Source organism: Streptomyces katrae (assembly GCF_002028425.1).
Classification (GTDB): Bacteria; Actinomycetota; Actinomycetes; order Streptomycetales; family Streptomycetaceae; genus Streptomyces; species Streptomyces katrae_A.
In genome coordinates this window covers 3,401,976-3,421,571 of record NZ_CP020042.1, presented here as the reverse complement: position 1 = coordinate 3,421,571, position 19,596 = coordinate 3,401,976, and the positions used below count along the sequence as shown (strand labels likewise).

23 protein-coding genes are annotated in these 19,596 nt (G+C 71.2%); 17 read left to right on the top strand and 6 right to left on the bottom strand.

What is annotated here, in order from left to right:
- Nucleotide 1: 1 nt before the first annotated feature.
- Together B4U46_RS15345 and B4U46_RS15340 are read right to left on the bottom strand one after the other, a co-directional pair.
- On the bottom strand, nt 2-739 hold the full coding sequence (locus tag B4U46_RS15345; protein WP_079427860.1) for a Mut7-C RNAse domain-containing protein: 738 nt from the start codon (nt 737-739) through the stop codon (nt 2-4).
- 54 nt (nt 740-793) lie between these two features.
- The gene (locus B4U46_RS15340; protein WP_079427858.1) at nt 794-1,210 is read right to left on the bottom strand and encodes a winged helix-turn-helix transcriptional regulator; all 417 of its coding nucleotides are present in this window, start codon (nt 1,208-1,210) and stop codon (nt 794-796) included.
- 150 nt (nt 1,211-1,360) lie between these two features.
- On the opposite strand from B4U46_RS15340, the gene B4U46_RS15335 reads away from it, so the two are divergent.
- Nucleotides 1,361-2,260: an NADP-dependent oxidoreductase gene (locus tag B4U46_RS15335; protein WP_079431781.1), complete on the top strand. Its 900-nt coding sequence runs from the start codon at nt 1,361-1,363 to the stop codon at nt 2,258-2,260.
- Between the two features lie 33 nt (nt 2,261-2,293).
- Here B4U46_RS15335 and B4U46_RS15330 read toward each other — a convergent pair whose 3' ends face one another.
- Nucleotides 2,294-2,731: a hypothetical protein gene (locus B4U46_RS15330; protein ID WP_045949392.1), complete on the bottom strand. Its 438-nt coding sequence runs from the start codon at nt 2,729-2,731 to the stop codon at nt 2,294-2,296.
- Between the two features lie 466 nt (nt 2,732-3,197).
- On the opposite strand from B4U46_RS15330, the gene hemL reads away from it, so the two are divergent.
- From hemL to B4U46_RS15295, 7 genes are all read left to right on the top strand, one after another.
- Complete coding sequence (gene hemL / locus B4U46_RS15325; protein ID WP_079427856.1) at nt 3,198-4,520, top strand: glutamate-1-semialdehyde 2,1-aminomutase; 1,323 nt, start codon at nt 3,198-3,200, stop codon at nt 4,518-4,520.
- Nucleotides 4,517-5,191 carry a histidine phosphatase family protein gene (locus B4U46_RS15320; protein ID WP_045949386.1) on the top strand — a complete coding sequence of 225 codons (675 nt, stop codon included), beginning with the start codon at nt 4,517-4,519 and terminating at the stop codon, nt 5,189-5,191. Before hemL ends, B4U46_RS15320 begins: the two co-directional genes overlap by 4 nt.
- 79 nt (nt 5,192-5,270) lie before the next feature.
- A complete protein-coding gene (locus B4U46_RS15315; RefSeq protein ID WP_079427854.1) occupies nt 5,271-5,900 on the top strand; it encodes a TlpA family protein disulfide reductase in 630 nt (209 codons plus the stop codon).
- A 4-nt stretch (nt 5,901-5,904) separates the two neighbouring features.
- Nucleotides 5,905-6,681: a cytochrome c biogenesis CcdA family protein gene (locus B4U46_RS15310; RefSeq protein WP_079427852.1), complete on the top strand. Its 777-nt coding sequence runs from the start codon at nt 5,905-5,907 to the stop codon at nt 6,679-6,681.
- Nucleotides 6,682-6,695: 14 nt separating this feature from the next.
- Complete coding sequence (resB, locus tag B4U46_RS15305; RefSeq protein WP_079427850.1) at nt 6,696-8,396, top strand: cytochrome c biogenesis protein ResB; 1,701 nt, start codon at nt 6,696-6,698, stop codon at nt 8,394-8,396.
- Nucleotides 8,393-9,481 (top strand): c-type cytochrome biogenesis protein CcsB, encoded by a 1,089-nt coding sequence (gene ccsB, locus B4U46_RS15300; protein WP_079427848.1) that lies wholly within the window; start codon nt 8,393-8,395, stop codon nt 9,479-9,481. The genes resB and ccsB overlap by 4 nt, the downstream gene beginning before the upstream one ends.
- 25 nt (nt 9,482-9,506) lie before the next feature.
- Nucleotides 9,507-9,998 (top strand): SRPBCC domain-containing protein, encoded by a 492-nt coding sequence (locus B4U46_RS15295; RefSeq protein WP_079427846.1) that lies wholly within the window; start codon nt 9,507-9,509, stop codon nt 9,996-9,998.
- A gap of 3 nt (nt 9,999-10,001) precedes the next feature.
- Here the strand turns inward: B4U46_RS15295 and B4U46_RS15290 are convergent, their stop codons facing one another.
- Nucleotides 10,002-10,340: a PLDc N-terminal domain-containing protein gene (locus B4U46_RS15290; RefSeq protein ID WP_079427844.1), complete on the bottom strand. Its 339-nt coding sequence runs from the start codon at nt 10,338-10,340 to the stop codon at nt 10,002-10,004.
- A 90-nt stretch (nt 10,341-10,430) separates the two neighbouring features.
- On the opposite strand from B4U46_RS15290, the gene B4U46_RS15285 reads away from it, so the two are divergent.
- From B4U46_RS15285 to mqnP, 3 genes are read left to right on the top strand one after another with little or no spacing between them, the layout of a single operon-like run.
- A complete protein-coding gene (locus B4U46_RS15285; protein ID WP_079427842.1) occupies nt 10,431-11,888 on the top strand; it encodes a menaquinone biosynthesis decarboxylase in 1,458 nt (485 codons plus the stop codon).
- Nucleotides 11,885-12,355: a hypothetical protein gene (locus B4U46_RS15280; protein ID WP_311736934.1), complete on the top strand. Its 471-nt coding sequence runs from the start codon at nt 11,885-11,887 to the stop codon at nt 12,353-12,355. The genes B4U46_RS15285 and B4U46_RS15280 overlap by 4 nt, the downstream gene beginning before the upstream one ends.
- Nucleotides 12,355-13,275: a menaquinone biosynthesis prenyltransferase MqnP gene (gene mqnP / locus B4U46_RS15275; protein ID WP_079427840.1), complete on the top strand. Its 921-nt coding sequence runs from the start codon at nt 12,355-12,357 to the stop codon at nt 13,273-13,275. Before B4U46_RS15280 ends, mqnP begins: the two co-directional genes overlap by 1 nt.
- A 238-nt stretch (nt 13,276-13,513) precedes the next feature.
- Here mqnP and B4U46_RS15270 read toward each other — a convergent pair whose 3' ends face one another.
- Complete coding sequence (locus B4U46_RS15270; protein ID WP_079427838.1) at nt 13,514-14,107, bottom strand: rhomboid family intramembrane serine protease; 594 nt, start codon at nt 14,105-14,107, stop codon at nt 13,514-13,516.
- Nucleotides 14,108-14,214: 107 nt separating this feature from the next.
- Here B4U46_RS15270 and B4U46_RS15265 point away from each other — a divergent pair, with 107 nt between their 5' ends.
- The gene (locus tag B4U46_RS15265; RefSeq protein ID WP_079427837.1) at nt 14,215-14,886 is read left to right on the top strand and encodes a UbiX family flavin prenyltransferase; all 672 of its coding nucleotides are present in this window, start codon (nt 14,215-14,217) and stop codon (nt 14,884-14,886) included.
- On the opposite strand, the gene B4U46_RS39890 is transcribed toward B4U46_RS15265, so the two are convergent.
- Complete coding sequence (locus B4U46_RS39890; protein ID WP_257790361.1) at nt 14,883-15,017, bottom strand: hypothetical protein; 135 nt, start codon at nt 15,015-15,017, stop codon at nt 14,883-14,885. The two genes, B4U46_RS15265 and B4U46_RS39890, sit on opposite strands and share 4 nt — an antisense overlap.
- A 121-nt stretch (nt 15,018-15,138) precedes the next feature.
- Between B4U46_RS39890 and B4U46_RS15260 the strand changes: the two genes are divergently transcribed.
- The 5 genes from B4U46_RS15260 (at nt 15,139) to B4U46_RS15240 (ending at nt 19,568) form a co-directional block, all read left to right on the top strand.
- Nucleotides 15,139-15,594, top strand: coding sequence for an Lrp/AsnC family transcriptional regulator (locus B4U46_RS15260; RefSeq protein ID WP_042811055.1), 456 nt, complete (start codon nt 15,139-15,141; stop codon nt 15,592-15,594).
- A gap of 60 nt (nt 15,595-15,654) precedes the next feature.
- Nucleotides 15,655-16,818, top strand: a complete 1,164-nt coding sequence (gene mqnE / locus B4U46_RS15255) for an aminofutalosine synthase MqnE (protein ID WP_079427835.1) — start codon at nt 15,655-15,657, stop codon at nt 16,816-16,818.
- A 105-nt stretch (nt 16,819-16,923) separates the two neighbouring features.
- Complete coding sequence (locus tag B4U46_RS15250; protein ID WP_079427833.1) at nt 16,924-17,457, top strand: GNAT family N-acetyltransferase; 534 nt, start codon at nt 16,924-16,926, stop codon at nt 17,455-17,457.
- A 92-nt stretch (nt 17,458-17,549) separates the two neighbouring features.
- On the top strand, nt 17,550-17,858 hold the full coding sequence (locus tag B4U46_RS15245; RefSeq protein ID WP_398898892.1) for a DUF4229 domain-containing protein: 309 nt from the start codon (nt 17,550-17,552) through the stop codon (nt 17,856-17,858).
- A gap of 390 nt (nt 17,859-18,248) precedes the next feature.
- Entirely contained in the window at nt 18,249-19,568 is a 1,320-nt protein-coding gene (locus B4U46_RS15240) for a dicarboxylate/amino acid:cation symporter (RefSeq protein WP_100863471.1), read from the top strand.
- Nucleotides 19,569-19,596: the final 28 nt, after the last annotated feature.

Below are 19,596 nucleotides of genomic sequence, written 5' to 3'. Positions count from 1 at the left end.
GTCAGACGGCCGCGCCGTCGCCGAACTCGGCCAGGGCCTCGTGCACGATCCGCTCCAGGCGGGAGTGGTGGGCGCCGCGCCAGTAGACGCGTTCGCAGTCGGTGCACTGGGCGAAGACGTCGTACGAGCGCTGCGTGCCGTGCTCCAGCCGGTCGCCCACGCTGTCCTTGTCGGCCTCATGGAGGGGCCCGTTGCAGGCGGTGCAGCGGGTCCAGGGGGCGAGGTCGGGGGCGAACCGGCCCAGGACGTCGCGGAGTTGGTCGTCCGGGTTGTCGCTGTAGACGTAGGCGCCGGCGAAGATCTCGCGGCGGCGCAGCAGCCCGCGGTCGCGGGAGAGCAGGACGCGGCTCTCGGCGGCGGAGCGGGCGGCGAGGGCGGGGTCGCCGGGGTCCTCGTTGTCGTAGGCGGCGTCGACGCCGAGCAGGCGCAGCCGGCGGGCGAGGGTGCCGAGGTGGACGTCGAGGAGGAAGCGCAGCGGGGCGCCGGGGACCTGCTGGGGGCGGTCGACGCCGAACACCTCGACGGACTGGCCTGCCCGGGGCACGTACGAGACGGGCACCTGGCGGCCGTCGACGAGGAGGCGGCCGACTTCGGTGAGCGGGACTCCGGCGGATTCGACGACGTGTCCGAGGCTGGAGGCGCCGTCGGTGGCGGTCGGTACGCGGTCCACGCGCCGGCTGGGCGGCGCGAAGAGGCGTAGTTCGGGGGCGAGGGTGAGCTCAATACCGGGACCGTTCACGGTCCCAGCATGCCATCGGGGGTGGGGGCGGCGCGGCCGAATTTGCGAGGCCGGTCAGGTGGCGGACGCGGCTTCGTCGTAGGCCGTGCGGTGGGCGCTGACCTCGTCGAAGTGGTTCTCGGCCCAGCGCTTGACGGAGGAGAGGAGGCAGCCGAGGCTGCCGCCGAGTTCGGTCAGGCGGTAGTCGACGCGGACGGGGACGGAGGCGGTGACGGAGCGGGTGACGATGCCGTCGCGTTCGAGGGAGCGGAGGGTCTGGGTGAGCATCTTCTGGCTGACGCCGGGGATCTTGCGGCCGATCTCGCTGTAGCGCATGGAGCCGTTCTCGGCTTCGCCGAGGGCGCTGAGGATCAGACCGACCCACTTGTCGCTGATGCGGGCCAGGAGCTGGGTGGTGGGGCATTCCTTGACGAAGGCGTCGTAGGCGGCGCGGGCGTCCTCGCGGCGGGCGGCGGCGGTCTGGGTGGCCATGGGTGCCCCACTTCCGGGTCGGGTACGCACTTCGAAGTGCGTACTTACGGAAAGAGAGTACCTCTCCTTAGGTTAGTGATCGTTGGGAGCGACGGAAACGACGAACGACGCAACGAACGGGGAGAGATCATGAGCGAGCGGAACGAGACCATGCGGGCCGTGGTGGTGGACGCCTTCGGCGGGCCGGAGCAGGTGCGGGTGGCCGAGGTGGAGCTGCCGCGGCCGGCGGCCGGGCAGGTCCGGGTGCGGGTCCGGGCCGCCGGGGTGAACCCGGTGGACGGGGCGGTGCGCGCGGGCGTCTTCGGCGGGGCCGGGCAGCGGATCGGGCTCGGCTGGGACGTGGCGGGGGAGATCGACGAGGTCGGCCCCGGGGTGGAGGGCTGGACGCCGGGCCGCCGGGTGGTCGGGCTGCACTACGGCAAGGTCAAGCCGCTCGGTACGCACGCGGAGTACGTGGTGCTCGACGCGTCGGCGGTGGCCGCGGCGCCGGAGTCGGTGGACGCGGCCGTGGCGGCGGCGCTGCCGCTGAGCGGGCTGACGGCCGCGCGTGCGCTGGACCTGCTGGGGCTGGCCGCGGGGGAGTCGGTGCTGGTCACCGGGGCGGCCGGGTCGGTGGGCGCCATCGCCGTCCAGCTGGCGGTGCGGGCCGGGCTGGTGGTGACGGGCCTGGCGGGGGAGGGTGACGAGGAGTTCGTACGGTCTCTGGGTGCGACGGGGTTCGTCCCGCGGGGGGCGGCTCCCGCCGGGCCGGTGGACGGGGTGCTGGACACGGCCGTCCTGGGCGCGCCCGCCCTGGCGTTCGTCCGTGACGGGGGCGCCTACGTCGGGCTGATTCCGGGGGCGGAGCCCGCGCAGGAGCGGGGGGTGCGGGTGGCGGTGCAGGAGGTCGCGGCCGACGGGGCCGAGTTGGCGCGGCTGGCCGCGCTGGTGGACTCGGGGGCGCTGACGCTCCGCGTCGCGGAGACGTTGCCCCTCACGGAGGCGGCGAAGGCCCACGCGGCCCTGTCCACTCCGGGCACCCGGGGCCGCGTGGTCCTCACGGTCGCCTGACGCGAGGCCGGCTGTCGCGCGGCGGCGGCGCCGTCACGGCCAGACGAGGCAGTACGCCTGGTGGCCGTTCTCGTGCAGGCGGTGGGAGAAGTCCTGCCATTCGTGCAGCAGCTGGTAGACGTTGAACGCGTCCCGCGGGCCGCCCCGGTCGGGGACCGTCGACCAGATGAAGGCCGCCGCGCCGACCGACTCCTCGCCCACGTCGCGCAGCGGGTCGACCACCGTCATCGGCAGCTTGACCACCGCGTAGTCCGGGTGCAGGACGACCAGCTCCAGCGGCGGCACCTTGTGCAGCGGTATGCCCTCGATGCCGGTGAGGACCATCGCGGCCATCGTCTCCGGCTTGATCTTGGTGAACATGCCGCCCATGCCGAGCTCGTCGCCGCCGAGCTCCTCCGGCCGCATCGTCACCGGCACCCGCGCGGCGGTCGCGCCGTCCGGGGCGCCGAAGTACTTGTACGTCACGCCCATGCCGCGGCCCTTGGGCAGGTCGTCCGTGTCGCCGGCGCCGGCGGCGCTGTCGCCGTCCCGGCGGCCGGCGCGGTCGGCCCGCTCGGCCGAGCCGTTCCGGCGCGCGGTCCCGTCCCGGCGTCCCGCGTCGTCCGGGCCGGCGGGCAGGTCGCGGCGGGCGGGGTCCTCCGGAGCGTCCGGGGTGTCGGGGGTGCGGCCGGCGTGCGGGGCCGGGCCGGCGGCCGTCTCCGCCGCCTCCGCGGCCCGGCGGTGCTTGCCTCGGCGGCGGGCCTCGCGGGCGCGCTGCGGGTCCAGGCCGTCCGTACCCTCGCCCGGTCCACCACCGCGTTGCATATCTCCACCCGACTGGTATTTCCTGCACCGGCTTCGCGGCCCCCGCCACGCAGCCTGATCATCATGGCAGTGACCTCCCCCGAGGCGGCGCGGTGAAACGCCCCTCCGCAAGTCTGTCGCGGCCTCTGAGACCATGGCTGGTGTGAGCTACCCGTACCCGTATGAAGCCCCAGTTTCGCAGACGCTCTTCGAGCGCGCGTCCCTCGTGACCCCCGGCGGCGTGAACTCTCCCGTCCGCGCCTTCCGTGCCGTGGGCGGTACGCCCCGGTTCATGGTGTCCGGTACCGGTCCCTACCTGACCGATGCCGACGGGCGTGAGTACGTCGACCTGGTCTGCTCGTGGGGGCCGATGATCCTCGGCCACTCCCACCCCGAGGTGATCGAGGCCGTCCAGGCCGCCGTCGCCCGCGGCACCTCCTTCGGCACGCCCGGCGAGGGCGAGGTCGCCCTCGCCGAGGAGATCGTCGCCCGGATCGAGCCCGTCGAGCAGGTGCGCCTGGTGTCCTCCGGCACCGAGGCGACCATGTCGGCGATCCGGCTGGCCCGCGGCTTCACCGGCCGCGCCAAGGTCGTCAAGTTCGCCGGCTGCTACCACGGCCACGTCGACGCGCTGCTGGCCGCCGCCGGTTCCGGCCTGGCCACCTTCGCCCTTCCCGACACCCCCGGTGTGACCGGTGCGCAGGCCGGGGACACGATCGTGCTCCCCTACAACGACCTCGACGCGGTGCGGGCGGCGTTCGCCGCGCACCCCGGTGAGATCGCCTGCGTGATCACCGAGGCGGCCCCCGGCAACATGGGCGTGGTCACCCCCCTGGACGGCTTCAACCAGGGTCTCGCCGACCTCTGCCGCGAGAACGGCGCGCTGTACATCTCCGACGAGGTGATGACCGGATTCCGCACCTCGCGGGCCGGCTGGTACGGGGTCGACGGGGTCAGGCCCGACCTGATGACCTTCGGCAAGGTCATGGGCGGCGGCTTCCCGGCGGCGGCGTTCGGCGGCCGCGCCGACGTGATGGGCCACCTGGCCCCGGCCGGCCCGGTGTACCAGGCGGGCACGCTCTCCGGTAACCCGGTCGCCACCGCCGCCGGTCTCGCGCAGCTGCGGCTGCTGGACGCGGCGGCGTACGAGAAGGTCGACGCGGTGTCCCGGGAGATCCAGGGCCTGGTGACGGCCGCGCTGGCCAAGGAGGGCGTGGCGCACCGGCTGCAGACGGCCTCCAACATGTTCTCCGTCTTCTTCACCCCGGACGAGGTCCGCAACTACGACGACGCGAAGAAGCAGGAGGGCTTCCGCTTCAACGCGTTCTTCCACTCGATGCTGTCGCAGGGCGTCTACCTGCCGCCGTCGGCGTTCGAGTCCTGGTTCGTGTCCACCGCCCACGACGAGCGCGCCATCGAGCGCGTCGCGGCCGCGCTGCCCGCCGCCGCCCGAGCCGCCGCGGAGGCGACCGCATGAGTGACATCACCGTCGTCCACGTGATGCGGCACGGCGAGGTCCACAACCCCGACGGGGTGCTGTACGGCCGCCGGGCCGGCTACCACCTGTCGGAGCTGGGCCGGCAGATGGCCGACCGGGTCGCCGAACACCTCCAGGACCGGGACGTCACCTACGTCGTGGCCTCCCCGCTGGAGCGGGCGCAGGAGACGGCCGCGCCGATCGCGAAGACGCACGGCCTGGAGCTGGCCACCGACGGCCGGCTGATCGAGGCGGGCAACGTCTTCGAGGGCAAGACCTTCGGCGTCGGTGACGGGGCGCTGCGCAAGCCGGGCAACTGGAAGCACCTGACGAACCCGTTCAAGCCGTCGTGGGGCGAGCCGTACGTCGAGCAGGTCGTGCGGATGATGAGCGCGATCGAGGCGGCCCGGGACGCGGCGCGCGGGCACGAGGCGGTGGCGGTCAGCCACCAGCTGCCGATCTGGATCGTGCGCAGCTTCGCGGAGAAGCGGCGGCTGTGGCACGACCCGCGGCGCCGGCAGTGCACCCTCGCCTCGCTGACGTCGTTCACGTACCAGGACGACAAGCTGGTGTCGGTGGGCTACAGCGAGCCGGCGCGGGACCTGGTTCCGGCGCACCTGCTGGCGGGCGCCAAGCCGGTGAAGGGGAAGTCCAAGGCGTTCGGCGCGTAGCCGGGCGGCCTGACCTGGGCCTCGACGCCGCGTCGGGGGGTGCGGAAGATCCGCAAATCGCTCATGCGAAACTTTTCACATGAGCCTTAGCCGCGCCCCCCGCCGCCGCCGCTCGACCAGCGGCCGCGCCATCCTGCTGACCGCGGTGGCCCTCGCGAGCGCCCTGACCCTGACGGCGTGCAGCGACGGCGGCAGCCCGTCGGCCGGGTCCGCCGGCGGCAACTACGTGACAGGTCCCAGCGGTATCTCCACCGTCGCCAAGGGCGAGCGGGCCGAGGCACCGAAGCTGGACGGTCCGACCGTCGACGGCAAGACCCTGGACACCACCACCCTCAAGGGCAAGGTCGTCGTCCTCAACGTCTGGGGCTCCTGGTGCCCGCCCTGCCGGGCGGAGGCCCCGTACTTCGCGAAGGTGTCCAAGGAGCTGGGCGACGCCGGCAAGGACGTGGCGTTCGTCGGGATCAACACCCGCGACAACAGCACGCAGAACGCGGCCGCCTTCGAGCAGAACTTCGGGATCACCTACCCGAGCCTGTACGACCCGGACGGCAAGCTGATGCTGCGCTTCCCCAAGGGCACCCTGAACGCGCAGTCGATCCCGTCCACGATCGTCCTCGACAAGCAGGGCAGGATCGCGGCCCGGACGCTGGTCGCGGTCAACGAGGAGCAGCTGCGTTCGATGATCGACCCGCTCCTCGCGGAGCAGTGACCTCGTGGTCGAGCACCTCCTCGCCGCCGACGCGACCGGCGTGAACACGACCGTCCTGTCCGGCGGGCTGCTGATCGCGCTGCCGATCGCCCTGCTCGCGGGGCTGGTCTCCTTCTTCTCCCCCTGCGTCCTGCCGCTGGTCCCCGGCTACCTGTCCTACGTGACGGGCGTCAGCGGCGCCGACCTCGCCGAGGCGCGCCGCGGCCGGATGGTGGCCGGCGCGAGCCTGTTCATCCTCGGGTTCACCGCGGTGTTCGTCTCCACCGGCATGCTGTTCGGGCAGGTCGGGAACGTCCTGCAGGGCGAGAACAAGGAGACCATCACCCGGGTCATGGGCGTCCTGGTGATCCTGCTCGGCCTGTTCTTCATGGGCTGGATCCCGGGCCTGACGATGCGCGAGTTCCGCTTCCACAAGAAGCCGACGGCCGGTCTGCTCGGCGCCCCGGTGCTCGGTGTCCTCTTCGGGATCGGCTGGACGCCCTGCATGGGGCCGACCCTCGCCGCCGTGGGAACCCTGTCCATCAACGAGGCGACCGCCGGGCGGGGCGCCCTGCTGACCGCCGTCTACTGCTTCGGCCTCGGGGTGCCGTTCATCCTCGCCGCGGTCGCCTTCCGCAAGGCGCTGGGTGCGTTCGGGTGGGTCAAGAAGCACTACGCGTGGGTGATGCGCGTCGGTGGCGGCATGCTGATCGTGACCGGTCTGCTGCTCGTCACAGGAATGTGGTTCAGCATCGTCAACGAGATGCAGAGCTGGACCAACGGCTTCACGGTGGGGATCTGAGGGACTACACGCACATGAGTACGACCGACAAGGCGCCCGCCGAGGCGCCGAACGAGGACGAGGCCGCCCGCGCGCAGCTGTCCACGGCCCCCGTCGAGGACGGCCCCGCCGGCCCCGTCGGCATCGGGGTCATCGGCTGGGCCCGCTGGTTCTGGCGGCAGCTGACCTCCATGCGGGTGGCGCTGATCCTGCTGTTCCTGCTGTCCCTCGGGTCCATCCCCGGCTCCCTCATCCCGCAGACCCAGGTCGACGCGATGAAGGTCGCGGAGTGGAAGAAGACCCACGAGTTCTGGGTCCCGGTCGCCGAGAAGCTCCAGCTCTTCGACGTCTACAGCTCGGTGTGGTTCTCCGCGATCTACATCCTGCTGTTCGTGTCGCTGATCGGCTGCATCGTCCCGCGCACCTGGCAGTTCACCGGCCAGCTCACCGGCCGCCCGCCGGCTGCGCCGCGCCGTCTGGACCGGCTGCCGGCGTACGCGACCTGGCGCACGGACAAGGACCCGGAGGAGGTCCTCGCGTCCGCGAAGGGGCTGCTCGGCGGGCGCCGCTTCCGTACCGAGGTCTCCGGTGGCGCCGTCGCCGCCGAGAAGGGCTATCTGCGCGAGGCCGGGAACCTGGCCTTCCACATCGCCCTGATCGTGATGCTCGTGGCCTTCGCCTGCGGGCAGCTGTTCAAGTCCGAGGGCGGCAAGCTCGTCCTGCGCGGCAAGGGCTTCTCGAACACGCTGACCCAGTACGACGACTTCAAGTCCGGCAGCCTCTTCTCCGCCGACGACCTCGTGCCGTTCTCGTTCACCCTGGACAAGTTCGACGCCAGCTACGAGAAGAGCGGCCCGCAGAAGGGCACCGCCCGCGACTTCAAGGCGTACGTCACCTACCGCGACGGCGCCGAGGGCACGCCGAAGAAGGCGGAGATCGAGGTCAACAAGCCGCTGGAGGTCGACGGCTCGAAGGTCTACCTCCTCGGCCACGGCTACGCCCCGGTCATCTCGGTCACCGACCCCACCGGCAAGGTGGTCTACCGCGACGCCGTCCCGATGCTGCCCTTCGACGGCAACCTCAGCTCCTCCGGCGCCGTGAAGGTCCCGGACGGCTACCACAACAAGAACGGCGACAAGGAACAGCTCGGCTTCAACGCCATGTTCGTGCCGACCTTCGCGGGCGCCGGCAAGGGCACGATGCTCTCCCAGTTCCCGGACCTGAACTTCCCCGTCCTCGCCCTCAGCGCCTACCACGGCAGCCTGGGCATGGACTCGGGCCTGCCGCAGAACGTGTACCAGCTGAACACCTCCAAGATGCAGGAGTTCAAGGACCCCGAGGGACAGCTGTTCAAGCAGCGGCTGCTCCCCGGCGAGACGATGACCCTCCCCGACGGCGCCGGCACGGTGAAGTTCGAGGGCATCGAGCGCTGGGCCACCTTCTCGGTCACCCACCAGCCCGCCTCCGGGCTGGCCCTCGGGGGAGCCGTGATCGCCATCGGCGGTCTGGCCGCGTCCCTGTTCGTCCAGCGCCGCCGGATCTGGGTCCGCGCGGTGCGCGGGGCGGACGGCGTGACCGTCGTCGAGATGGCGGGCCTGGGCCGCAGCGAGTCCGCGAAGCTCCCCGAGGAGCTTTCCGTGCTCTCCGCCGCCCTCTACGAGACGGCGCCGAGCCCGGTGGAAGCCGCGCCGGCGGAAGCCGACACCACAACAGAAGAAGAAGGGGAGCGCGCATGACGCTGCTCGCTGCGGCGACGAACGAGAGCCTCGCCGATCTCAGCAACAAGCTGGTCTACGCGTCGATGGCGGTCTACACGCTCGCCTTCTTCGCGCACATCACGGAGTGGGTGTTCGGCAGCCGCAGCAAGGTCGGCCGTACGGCCGCCGCGCTGACCCCGGCCGCCGCCGCGGCCGCAGGGGCGCCCGCCGTGCAGGTGCGGACCAAGGGCGGTGGCACGGCCGTCCTCGACAAGCCGAAGGTCGTCACCCGCGCCGCCACCGGCGTCCGTGACGTCCCGGACGGCCCCGGCGCGGCCGGCGGCACCGAGAAGGGCGACCTGTACGGGCGCATCGCGGTCTCCCTGACCGTCCTCGGCTTCCTCATCGAGGCCTCGGGCGTGGTCTCGCGGGCACTGTCGGTGGAGCGTGCCCCCTGGGGCAACATGTACGAGTTCAACCTGACCTTCTCCACGGTCGCGGTGGGCGCCTACCTGGCGCTGCTGGCGCTGAAGAAGAACGTCCGCTGGCTCGGCCTGATCCTGGTCACCTCGGTCCTGCTGGACCTGGGCATCGCCACCACCTGGCTGTACACCGCCAGCGACCAGCTGGTCCCGGCCCTGCACTCGTACTGGCTGTGGATCCACGTCTCCACCGCCATCTTCTGCGGCGCCGTCTTCTACATCGGTGCGGCCGGCGCGGTCCTCTACCTGTTCCGCGACGGCTACGAGAGCCACCTGGAGGCCGGGCGGACCCCGGGCCGCTTCCGCACCTCGGTGCTGGAGCGGATGCCGTCGGCGGCCTCCCTCGACAAGTTCTCGTACCGGATCAACGCGGCCGTCTTCCCCCTGTGGACCTTCACCATCGTCGCGGGCGCGATCTGGGCCGGCGACGCCTGGGGCCGCTACTGGGGCTGGGACCCCAAGGAGGTCTGGTCGTTCGTGACCTGGGTGGCGTACGCCTGCTACCTGCACGCACGGGCCACCGCCGGCTGGAAGGGCCGCAAGGCCGCGTACCTCGCGCTCTTCGCCTTCGCCTGCTGGATCTGGAACTACTACGGCGTGAACATCCTGCTCAGCGGCAAGCACTCCTACGCGGGCGTCTGACCCCGGTCGGTGGGACGCTGGTGGTATGTCTCCTGTGAGCCATGCCACCAGCGAGCCGCGCGGCCCCGGCCGCTGGCTGCTGCGCTTCGAGCTGCACGTCCCGTACGCCTACGAGGCCCTGTGGCCCGTACTGACCACGGGTGACGGGCTGCGCACCTGGCTGGCGGCCGCCGACGTGCTGGAACGCCGTCTCGGCGGTGCCGTCACCCTGCGCTGGCTGAACACCGGCACCACGGTGTCGGGGGAGGTCACGGCCTGGGACACCGAGCGGGTCGTGGAGTACACGGTCTCCGAGCACGGCCGGATCCGCTTCCACCTGGAGCCCGTCGGCACCGACTCGACGGTGATCCGCTTCCTGAACGAGCGCGAGGGCAGCGACGCGGACCGCCTGGACTGCCTGGCCGGCTGGCACGACCACTTCGAGATGCTGGAGGCCGCCCTCGCCGGGCACCCGGCGGACTGGCCGTCGTGGACCGACGCCCGCTGGGCCGAGCTACGGGCCTCGTACGCCTCCTAGCCCCTAGCCCTGGTCGTCCTTGTCCTTGTCCGTGTCCTTCTGCTCGTCCTTGCGCAGCGAGCGCAGGAACTCCGGGTTGTCGTCGGGCGCCACCCACTGCGTACGGCGCCCCCGGCCGCTCCCGCCGAAGCCGCCGCCGAAGGCGCCCGCGCCGCCGGCCGCCGCGCGCTTCTTGCCGGCGAGCAGCCACACCACCGGGCCGACGATCGAGAACAGCAGGATGATCAGCACCCACACCCCCTTGGGGAGGCTCTTGACCTCCTCCTCCGGGGTGTTCAGGCAGTCGATGAAGGCGTAGATGGTCAGCGCGATGATCAGCAGGAACGGCAGATAGCGCAGCACGGTGTGGGACCGACTCCCGGGCAGTGGCGGCGGGCCCGCACGGGGCCCCGGTGACGTCCCCAGGGTATTCGGTGACGGATACTGGGGCCCATGGCTTACGACGATCTCCGCTCGCTGCTCCGGGCCCTGGAGCGGGAGGGCGACCTCAAGCGCATCAAGGCCGAAGTCGACCCGTACCTGGAGGTCGGGGAGATCGTCGACAGAGTGAACAAGGCGGGCGGCCCGGCGCTGCTCTTCGAGAACGTCAAGGGCTCGGCGATGCCGCTGGCCATGAACGTCTTCGGCACGGACCGCCGGCTGCTGAAGGCCCTGGGCCTGAAGTCGTACGGCGAGATCAGCGAGAAGATCGGCGGCCTGCTCAAGCCCGAGCTGCCGCAGGGCTTCATCGGGGTCCGCGAGGCCTTCGGCAAGCTCGGCTCGATGGTGCACGTGCCGCCGAAGAAGGTGAAGGGCGAGTCCGCGCCCGTCCAGGAGGTCGTCCTCACCGGCGACGACGTGGACCTGGACGCCCTCCCGGCCCTGTTCACCTGGCCCAAGGACGGCGGCTCCTTCTTCAACCTGGGCCTGACCCACACCAAGCACCCCGAGACGGGCGTGCGCAACCTCGGCCTCTACCGGCTCCAGCGGCACGACAAGCGCACCATCGGCATGCACTGGCAGATCCACAAGGACAGCCGCAACCACTACGCCGTGGCCGCCGCGCGCGGCGAGCGGCTGCCGGTCGCGATCGCCTTCGGCTGCCCGCCGGCCGTCACCTACGCCTCGACCGCGCCGCTGCCGGGCGACATCGACGAGTACCTGTTCGCCGGGTTCGTGGCGGGCAAGCGGATCGAGATGGTCGACTGCAAGACCGTCCCGCTCCAGGTGCCGGCCAACGCCGAGGTCGTGATCGAGGGCTGGCTGGAGCCCGGGGAGATGCTCCCCGAAGGCCCCTTCGGCGACCACACCGGTTTCTACACCCCGCAGGAGCCGTTCCCCGCGCTGAAGATCGACTGCGTGACGATGCGCAAGCGTCCGCTGCTCCAGTCGATCGTGGTGGGCCGCCCGCCGACGGAGGACGGCCCGCTGGGCCGCGCGACGGAACGCTTCTTCCTGCCGCTGCTGAAGATCATCGTCCCGGACATCGTGGACTACCACCTGCCCGAGTCCGGCGGCTTCCACAACTGCGCGATCGTCTCGATCGACAAGAAGTACCCCAAGCACGCCCAGAAGGTCATGCACGCCATCTGGGGCGCGCACATGATGTCGCTGACCAAGCTGATCATCGTGGTGGACAAGGACTGCGACGTCCACGACCTGCACGAGGTGTCCTGGCGGGCCCTCGGCAACACCGACTACTCCCGCGACCTCACCGTGGTCGAGGGGCCGGTGGACCACCTGGACCACGCCTCGTACCAGCAGTTCTGGGGCGGCAAGGCGGGCATCGACGCGACCAAGAAGCTGCCGGAGGAGGGCTACACCCGCGACGGCGGCTGGCCCGACATGGTCGAGTCCGACCCGGCGACGGCGGCCCTGGTGGACCGCCGCTGGAAGGAGTACGGCCTGTGAGCACGGCGATGGGCGGCCCCGCCCTCTTCATCGGCACCGACACGACCTACGTGGCCCTCGTGCGCCCGCGCCTGGACCCGGCCGACCCGGAGGTCCGGCAGGCCGCGGAGCAGGCGGGCGTGAGCCCGGAGGAGTTCGCGGGGCCCGGCACGGTGTGGGCGCTGATGTGGGAGCAGGACGGGGTGGACGGCGGCGGCTTCGAGCTGCCGGGTCTGCGGGACGCGGAGGCGGAGGACTTCGCCGACCGGCTGCTGGCGGAACTGTCCTTCGAGACGGGGCCGTTCACCGTCGGCGCGGGCGAGGTGCTGCGCATCCAGGCCTACCCAGAGGGCGAGGGCTGCCGGTTCACGGCCGTCGTCACCCCGCCGGAGGGCGAGGAGCCCGGCCCGGTCACCCTGGAGATCCCGGAAGTGGACGCCGACGCGCTCCGCGCCGACCTCGCCGACTTCCGCGGGAGCCTCGCGTGATGGCCACCGCCGAAGGCGTGCTCGGCCCCGGACAGGCGCCGCAGCCGGCCGGCAAGGTCAAGGCGTTCCTGCGGCTGGTGATGATCGAGCACTCGGTCTTCGCGCTGCCGTTCGCGTACATCGCCGCGCTCACCGCCATGTTCCGCCTGGACGGGCGGATGCACTGGCGGGAGCTGCTGCTGGTCACCGTGTGCATGGTGGGCCTGCGGACCTTCGCGATGGCCGCGAACCGGATCATCGACCGCGAGCTCGACGCCCGCAACCCGCGCACGGCCGGGCGCGAGCTGGTCACCGGCGCGGTGTCGGTGCGGTCGGCCTGGACGGGCGCGGGGATAGCCCTCGTGGTCTTCCTGGGGGCCGCCGCCCTCCTCAACCCGCTGTGCCTGGCGCTGGCGCCGGTCGCGGTGGTCCCGATGGTGGTCTACCCGTACGGCAAGCGGTTCACGAACTTCCCGCAGGCCATCCTGGGCCTGGCCCAGGCGATGGGCCCGGTGGGCGCCTGGCTGGCGGTCACGGGGGAGTGGTCGTGGGAGGCCGTCGTCCTCGGTCTGGCGATCGGCGTGTGGATCGGCGGCTTCGACCTGATCTACGCCTGCCAGGACGTGGAGTCCGACCGCGCCGAGGGCGTCAAGTCGGTCCCGGCCCGCTTCGGCGTCCCGGGCGCCCTGTGGGGCGCCCGCGCCTGCCACGCCCTCACCACGGCCCTGCTGGCCTGGTACGCGCTCCTCACGGACGGCGGCGCGTTCCTGTGGCTGGGCCTGCTGATCGTCGCGGCGGCGTTCCTGTACGAGCACACGATCGTCAAGCCGCACGACTTGTCCCGGCTGAACCGGGCGTTCTTCACGGTCAACGGCCTGATCGGGATCTGCCTGTTCGTGGCGGCCCTCGCCGACCTCCTCACCCGAGGCTTCACGCTGTAGCCCGAAGGGGTGGAGGACGCCCGGACACGCCGCGGATCGTGCTTGTCCTGCTTGGTTTGAGGCACTGCTCCCCGCGACCGCGGGGACGTCTGCACGACCCTCTGGAACCCGGGCCCCGACGGCTACCGGGGCCGGGACGTGATCCCGTACGGCGGGACGGTCGTCGTGGAGAGCGGTGTCGGCAAGCTCACGGTCGACACGTCCGGGCTGCCGGTGGACCCCGGCGCCGGGGCGTAGGTCACGGGCGGCGGTAGCAGAGGGCCGTCGCCACGCCCCCGGCCAGCCCGCAGAGGTGGGCCTGCCAGCTGATGAACGGGTCGAGGGGCAGGAGCCCCAGGAACATCGTGCCGCCGTAGTACGCGGCGACCACCACCCCCACCACGACGCCCAGGACCTTGCGTTCGACGAAGCCCCGCACCAGCAGGTAGCCGAAGAGGCCGTAGATCAGGCCGGAGGCGCCCACGGTGAGGCTGTGGGCGGGGGAGATCAGCCAGACGCCGAGCCCGTCGGCGGCGATGACCAGCAGGCAGACGGCCAGGAAGCGGCGGATGCCGCTGAGGGCGGTGACGAAGCCGAGGACCAGCAGCGGAAGGCTGTTGCCCGCGACGTGGCCGAAGCCGAAGTGGAGGAAGGGCGCCAGGGGTATGCCGGTGAGGCCGTCGGTCTCGCGCGGCTTTATGCCGTACGGGTCGAGGGCGTGGCCGGTGGCGTAGTCGACCGCCTCGATCAGCCACAGCAGGGCCACCCAGCCCAGCATCAGCTTGGCGGCCGCGAGCGCGCGGTCCTTCTGCGACCAGTCCGGAACGACCGTGCCCGTCGTGTTCGTACTCATGTGCCGTGCCCCCCGAGGCGTGTCGTGCGCGCTGCCGGTCCGGTCCGGGGAGCGCCCGGCACACCTTAACGAGTGTCCTCCCGGTGTGGCCGGATAGTCTCGGAGGTATGACTGAGCGCAAGCGCACCCCCTGGGTGGTGGGGGTTTCCGGGGCGTCCGGGACGCCGTACGCGGCCTCGGTGGTCCGAGGGCTGCTCGCGGCGGGCGAGGCGGTGGACCTGGTGGTCAGCCGGGCCTCGCGGCTGACCCTGCTGGACGAGACCGGGATCGCCTTCCGGGACGCGCACTGGCGCGACGATCTGGCCGAGTGGCTGGCGCGGGGCGCCGACGGCAAGCCGGGGACCTTCGCGGTGCCGGCGCTCGACGACGTGCGGTACTGGGCGGCCGGGGACCTGGCGGCCGGGCCGAGCTCGGGTTCGTACCCGGTCAAGGGGATGCTGATCGTCCCGGCGTCCACGGCCTGTGTGGCCGGCGTGGCGCTCGGACTGTCGAAGGACCTGCTCCAGCGGGTCGCGAGCGTGACGCTGAAGGAGCGGCGCAGGCTGGTGGTCGCGGTGCGGGAGACCCCGCTGAACGGGCAGACGCTCAGGCATCTGGTGGCGCTGGACGAGGCGGGCGCGATCGTGCTGCCCGCCTCTCCGGCGTTCTATGCGGGTGCGACGCACATCCAGGACCTCGTGGACTTCGTCGCCGGGCGGGTGCTCGACGCGGCGGGAGTGCCGCACGGTCTGTACCGCCGTTGGGAGGGGGAGCTTGGCAGCGCCCGCCCCCGTGACTAGCGCTTCTTGGCGCGGAGCGGCCTGCGGGTCCTGTCGTTGCGGTAGGCGGCTGCGGGCTGGTCGGTGCGGGATCGGTTGGCCAGCTCCTGGAGCTGTCGCATGTGCGCGTAGGCCATCTCGATCGTGTACACGGTGAACCACTCCTGAAGATCGTCATTGATCTGTTGAAAGATTCACAGGGTGTTGACCCTGTGTGCCTTTGATTCTATACCTAAACTTGCAGGATCGCCGAATAATGGAAGGCTCCACGTAATGGACACGGTGGACAGGCAGCTCATCCAGGCACTCCGGGAGAACGGTCGTGCCTCGTACGCGGAGCTGGGCCGTCTCGTGGGCCTCTCCGGCCCCAGCGTCACCGACCGGATCAACCGTCTGGAGACGGCCGGCGTCATCACCGGTTACCGCGCGACCGTCGCCGCCGCCGAGCTCGGCCTCGGCGTCACCGCGCTGATCGGCATCTCCCTCTCCGACGCCGCCGACCACGAGGACGTGGCCCGCCGGCTGCGCGACCTCGCCGAGATCGAGGACTGCTGGTTCATCGCCGGCGACGACTCCTTCATGCTCAAGGTCCGCGCCAGCGACGTCGACGGCCTGGAGAAGATCATCCGCAAGCTCTCCGGCACCAAGGGCGTCTCCCGCACCCGCACCACGATCGTCCTCTCCACCAAGTGGGAGAACCGGGTCGGCGAGCTGCCCGAGGACGCCTGAGAGTACGGTGGGTGGCGGTTGCACACAGGCTGGGACAGGAAAAGACAGGGAGACACCGGCATGGACGCTGGGCTCAAGCGCGAGCTGGAGGAGAAGGTCCGCTCCGGCGAGCGGCTGACGCGTGAGGACGGCATCGCCCTCTACGAGTCGGACGACCTGGCGTGGCTGGGCGGTCTCGCCCACGAGGTGCGCACCCGCAAGAACGGCGACGTGGTCCACTTCAACGTCAACCGCCACCTCAACATGACGAACGTGTGCACCGCCTCCTGCGCGTACTGCTCGTTCCAGCGCAAGCCGGGCGAGAAGGACGCGTACACGATGCGCATCGAGGAGGCCGTCCGCCTGGCCAAGGCCATGGAGAACGAGAACCTCACCGAGCTGCACATCGTCAACGGCCTGCACCCCTCCCTCCCGTGGCGCTACTACCCGCGCTCGCTCTCCGCCCTCAAGGAGGCGCTGCCGAACGTCTCGCTGAAGGCGTTCACGGCGACGGAGATCCACCACTTCGAGACCATCTCGGGCCTGTCGGCCTCCGAGATCCTCGACGAGCTGATCGAGGCGGGGCTGGAGTCCCTGACCGGCGGCGGCGCGGAGATCTTCGACTGGGAGGTGCGTCAGCACATCGTCGACCACCGCACCCACTGGGAGGACTGGTCGCGCATCCACCGCCTCGCGCACGAGAAGGGGCTCAAGACCCCGAGCACCATGCTCTACGGGCACATCGAGGAGCCGCGCCACCGCGTGGACCACGTGCTCCGCCTGCGCGAGCTCCAGGACGAGACCGGCGGCTTCCAGGTCTTCATCCCGCTGCGCTACCAGCACGACTTCGTGGACATGAAGGACGGCAAGGTCCGCAACAAGCTCCAGGCGCGCACGACGATGGCGACGGGCGCCGAGGCGCTCAAGACCTTCGCGGTCTCGCGCCTGCTGTTCGACAACGTGCCGCACGTCAAGGTGTTCTGGGTGATGCACGGCGTGCAGACCGCCCAGCTCGCGCTCCAGCACGGGGCGGACGACATGGACGGCTCGGTGGTCGAGTACAAGATCACGCACGACGCGGACAACTACGGCACCCCGAACAAGCTGACCCGCGACGACCTCCTCGAGCTGATCCGCGAGGCGGGTTTCCGCCCCGTCGAGCGCAACACGCGCTACGAGATCATCCGCGAGTACCCCGGCCCGGACGCCTCGCTGCGCGAGACCCCGCAGGCGATGCGCGTCTGACGCCCCGTCCGGCCCGTGCGCAGGCCCCGGTCCCCGGCGGACCGGGGCCTGCCGCATGCCGGAAACCCGTTGCCGGGGCGGGCAGGTAATAGATACCTTTCCACTGTGACCCTTACGACCCTTGCCTTCACCTTCGATCCCGTCGTCGACCCCGCCCTCCGCGACGGCATCGCGGAGCTGTGGACCGAGGTCTCCAATGCCGGGGGCGCCGTCGGGTTCGTCCCGCCCGTCACCCTCGAGGACATCCGGCCCGCCCTGGTCAAGCACCTCGTCGCGATGGCCGAGGGCCGCCACCGGCTGCTGATCGGGCGCGACGCGGACGGGACCGTGGCCGCCGTGGCCTTCCTCGCCTTCAACCCGCACCGCCTGATGACGCACTGGGTGTACGCGTACACCGTCATGGTCCGCCCCTCCCTCCAGGGCCGCGGCGCCGGCCGCGCGCTGATGGCCGCCCTCGCCGACGCCGCGCGCACGCTGGACGGCATCGAGGCCGTCGTCCTGGAGTGCCGGGGCGGCATGGGCCTGGAGCACTTCTACGCGGCCTGCGGCTACAAGGAGGTCGGCCGGATCCCCGGCGCCATCCGCGTCGCCCCCGGCGACGACCGCGACGGCATCACGATGCTGCTCCCCCTGCACTGAGGCCCCCGACGGCCGTGTGCCCAGGCCCGGCGTGCTTCACTGGACGGGTACGTGCCGACGCGTCCGACGTTTCCGATGAGAAAGAAGGGGTCATCGTGTCCCTCAAGCCGAGTGCGACGATCCGCTACACCGCGATGCGCCTGGGCATCTTCGTCGGATGCCTGGTCTTCGTCGCCCTCCTCGTCCACTTCGGCGTCGTGCCCAAGGGGCTGGGCGCCGCCAACCCCGCCTGGGTCGTGCTGCTCGCGCTGGTGCTCTCCGCGCCGCTCTCCTTCGTCCTGCTGCGCAAGCAGCGCGAGGAGATGTCCCAGCAGATTTCCGGACGCGTCGCGGATGCGAAGCAGAAGCTCGCCGCGAACCGCAGCCAGGAGGACGCGGCCGACGACGCCGCCCGCGCGTGAGCTGCTGATACGAACGCTCCACCGACGAGCCCCAGCGCCGGGAACACCCCCCGCCGCGCTGGGGCTTCGGCGTTTCCGGGGGTGTGCGGGCGCCATGGACCGAGGCGTCCGTGATCAGTTCTCAAAGCAACCCTTTGGGTTTCTCAAAGCAGAAGTGTTAGCGTGTGCGGCATGTTGACCGTCGCAGCGCACCCGATGAGCCCGAGCCTCCCGCTCGTGGCGCGCCTGCACGTCGACCTCTGCCGCCGCGTGTCAGCGGCCTGTTGCTGTTGCCGCTGAAGCGCCCGCAGCAGCGGTCGCCGGCCGGCCCGGCCCCTTTCCGGCTGCCGCCGTACCGCACCCCCCGCAGAAACCTTCCGCCGTACGTCCGTGCGTCCCCCGGAGATTGCCGTGTCCACGTCCCCCCAGGCCCAGGCTCCCGCCAAGGCCTCCTTCACGTTCCCCTTCTGGGCCCAGATCGTCGCCGGTCTCGCGCTCGGCGTCCTCTTCGGCTGGATAGCCCGCAGCCAGGACGTCAGCTGGCTGAAGACCACCCTGGAGCAGGTCGGTGACATCTTCATCCAGCTGCTCAAGCTGGCCGTCGCCCCGCTCGTCTTCTTCGCGATCCTGGTGTCGATCACCAACCTGCGGAAGGTGAACAACGCCGCCCGCCTCGCCTCCCGCACCCTGCTCTGGTTCATGATCACCTCGCTGATCGCGGTGGGCATCGGCCTCGCGATCGGCCTGCTGACCGACCCGGGCGCCGGCACCGGCCTCACCCCGGCCGACGGCAAGGAGCCCAAGCGGCACGGCTCCTGGATCGACTTCCTGACCGGCATCGTGCCGAAGGACATCGTCACCCCGTTCACCGAGCTGAACGTCCTGCAGATCGTCTTCCTCGCCGCCGTCGCCGGCATCGCCGCCCTCCAGCTCGGCGCCAAGGCCCAGCCCGTCCTGAACCTCGCCGAGTCCGTCCTGGAGCTCCTCCAGAAGGCCCTGTGGTGGGTCATCCGGCTCGCACCGATCGGTACCGTCGGCCTCATCGGCACCGCCATCGCCAGCTACGGCTGGGACCTGATCGGCAAGTACGCCACCTTCACCGCCGACATCTACATCGGCTGCGCCCTGGTCATGTTCGGCGTCTACCCGCTGCTCCTCGCCACGGTCGCCAAGGTCAACCCGGTCCAGTTCTTCAAGGGCGCCTGGCCCGCCATCCAGCTGGCCTTCGTCTCCCGCTCCTCGGTCGGCACCATGCCGGTCACCCAGAAGGTCACCGAGCGCCTGGGCGTCCCGAAGGAGTACGCCTCCTTCTCCGTCCCGTTCGGCGCCACCACCAAGATGGACGGCTGCGCCGCGATCTACCCGGCCCTTGCCGCGATCTTCATCGCCAACATCTTCGACGTGCAGCTGGGCATCAAGGAGTACCTGCTCATCGCGTTCGTCTCGGTCGTCGGCTCCGCCGCCACGGCCGGTCTCACCGGTGCGACGGTCATGCTCACCCTGACCCTCTCCACCCTGGGCCTGCCGCTCGCCGGCGTCGGCCTGCTGATGGCGATCGACCCGATCCTCGACATGATGCGCACGGCCACCAACGTCGCCGGCCAAGTTGTAACACCTGTCCTGGTGGCCGCGCGAGAGGGCATCCTCGACAAGGAGGCCTACGCCGCCGCCTCGTCCTCCCCGCTGGACGAGCCCGCCGCCGCCCCGGCCCCGGTCGCCGTCGCCGCCTGACGCGCCGGCACCCGCACGCCGCGGCCCC

Bases quoted from the DNA above. Each gene is read 5' to 3' on its own strand.
- B4U46_RS15285 (WP_079427842.1), top strand. From the start codon at position 10,431: ATGGCTTACGACGATCTCCGCTCGCTGCTCCGGGCCCTGGAGCGGGAG.
- hemL (WP_079427856.1), top strand. From the start codon at position 3,198: ATGGCTGGTGTGAGCTACCCGTACCCGTATGAAGCCCCAGTTTCGCAG.
- mqnP (WP_079427840.1), top strand. From the start codon at position 12,355: ATGGCCACCGCCGAAGGCGTGCTCGGCCCCGGACAGGCGCCGCAGCCG.
- mqnE (WP_079427835.1), top strand. From the start codon at position 15,655: ATGGACGCTGGGCTCAAGCGCGAGCTGGAGGAGAAGGTCCGCTCCGGC.
- B4U46_RS15270 (WP_079427838.1), bottom strand. From the start codon at position 14,107: ATGAGTACGAACACGACGGGCACGGTCGTTCCGGACTGGTCGCAGAAG.
- B4U46_RS15265 (WP_079427837.1), top strand. From the start codon at position 14,215: ATGACTGAGCGCAAGCGCACCCCCTGGGTGGTGGGGGTTTCCGGGGCG.
- B4U46_RS15315 (WP_079427854.1), top strand. From the start codon at position 5,271: ATGAGCCTTAGCCGCGCCCCCCGCCGCCGCCGCTCGACCAGCGGCCGC.
- resB (WP_079427850.1), top strand. From the start codon at position 6,696: ATGAGTACGACCGACAAGGCGCCCGCCGAGGCGCCGAACGAGGACGAG.
- B4U46_RS15320 (WP_045949386.1), top strand. From the start codon at position 4,517: ATGAGTGACATCACCGTCGTCCACGTGATGCGGCACGGCGAGGTCCAC.
- B4U46_RS15295 (WP_079427846.1), top strand. From the start codon at position 9,507: ATGTCTCCTGTGAGCCATGCCACCAGCGAGCCGCGCGGCCCCGGCCGC.
- ccsB (WP_079427848.1), top strand. From the start codon at position 8,393: ATGACGCTGCTCGCTGCGGCGACGAACGAGAGCCTCGCCGATCTCAGC.
- B4U46_RS15340 (WP_079427858.1), bottom strand. From the start codon at position 1,210: ATGGCCACCCAGACCGCCGCCGCCCGCCGCGAGGACGCCCGCGCCGCC.
- B4U46_RS15330 (WP_045949392.1), bottom strand. From the start codon at position 2,731: ATGGGCGTGACGTACAAGTACTTCGGCGCCCCGGACGGCGCGACCGCC.
- B4U46_RS15335 (WP_079431781.1), top strand. From the start codon at position 1,361: ATGCGGGCCGTGGTGGTGGACGCCTTCGGCGGGCCGGAGCAGGTGCGG.
- B4U46_RS15260 (WP_042811055.1), top strand. From the start codon at position 15,139: ATGGACACGGTGGACAGGCAGCTCATCCAGGCACTCCGGGAGAACGGT.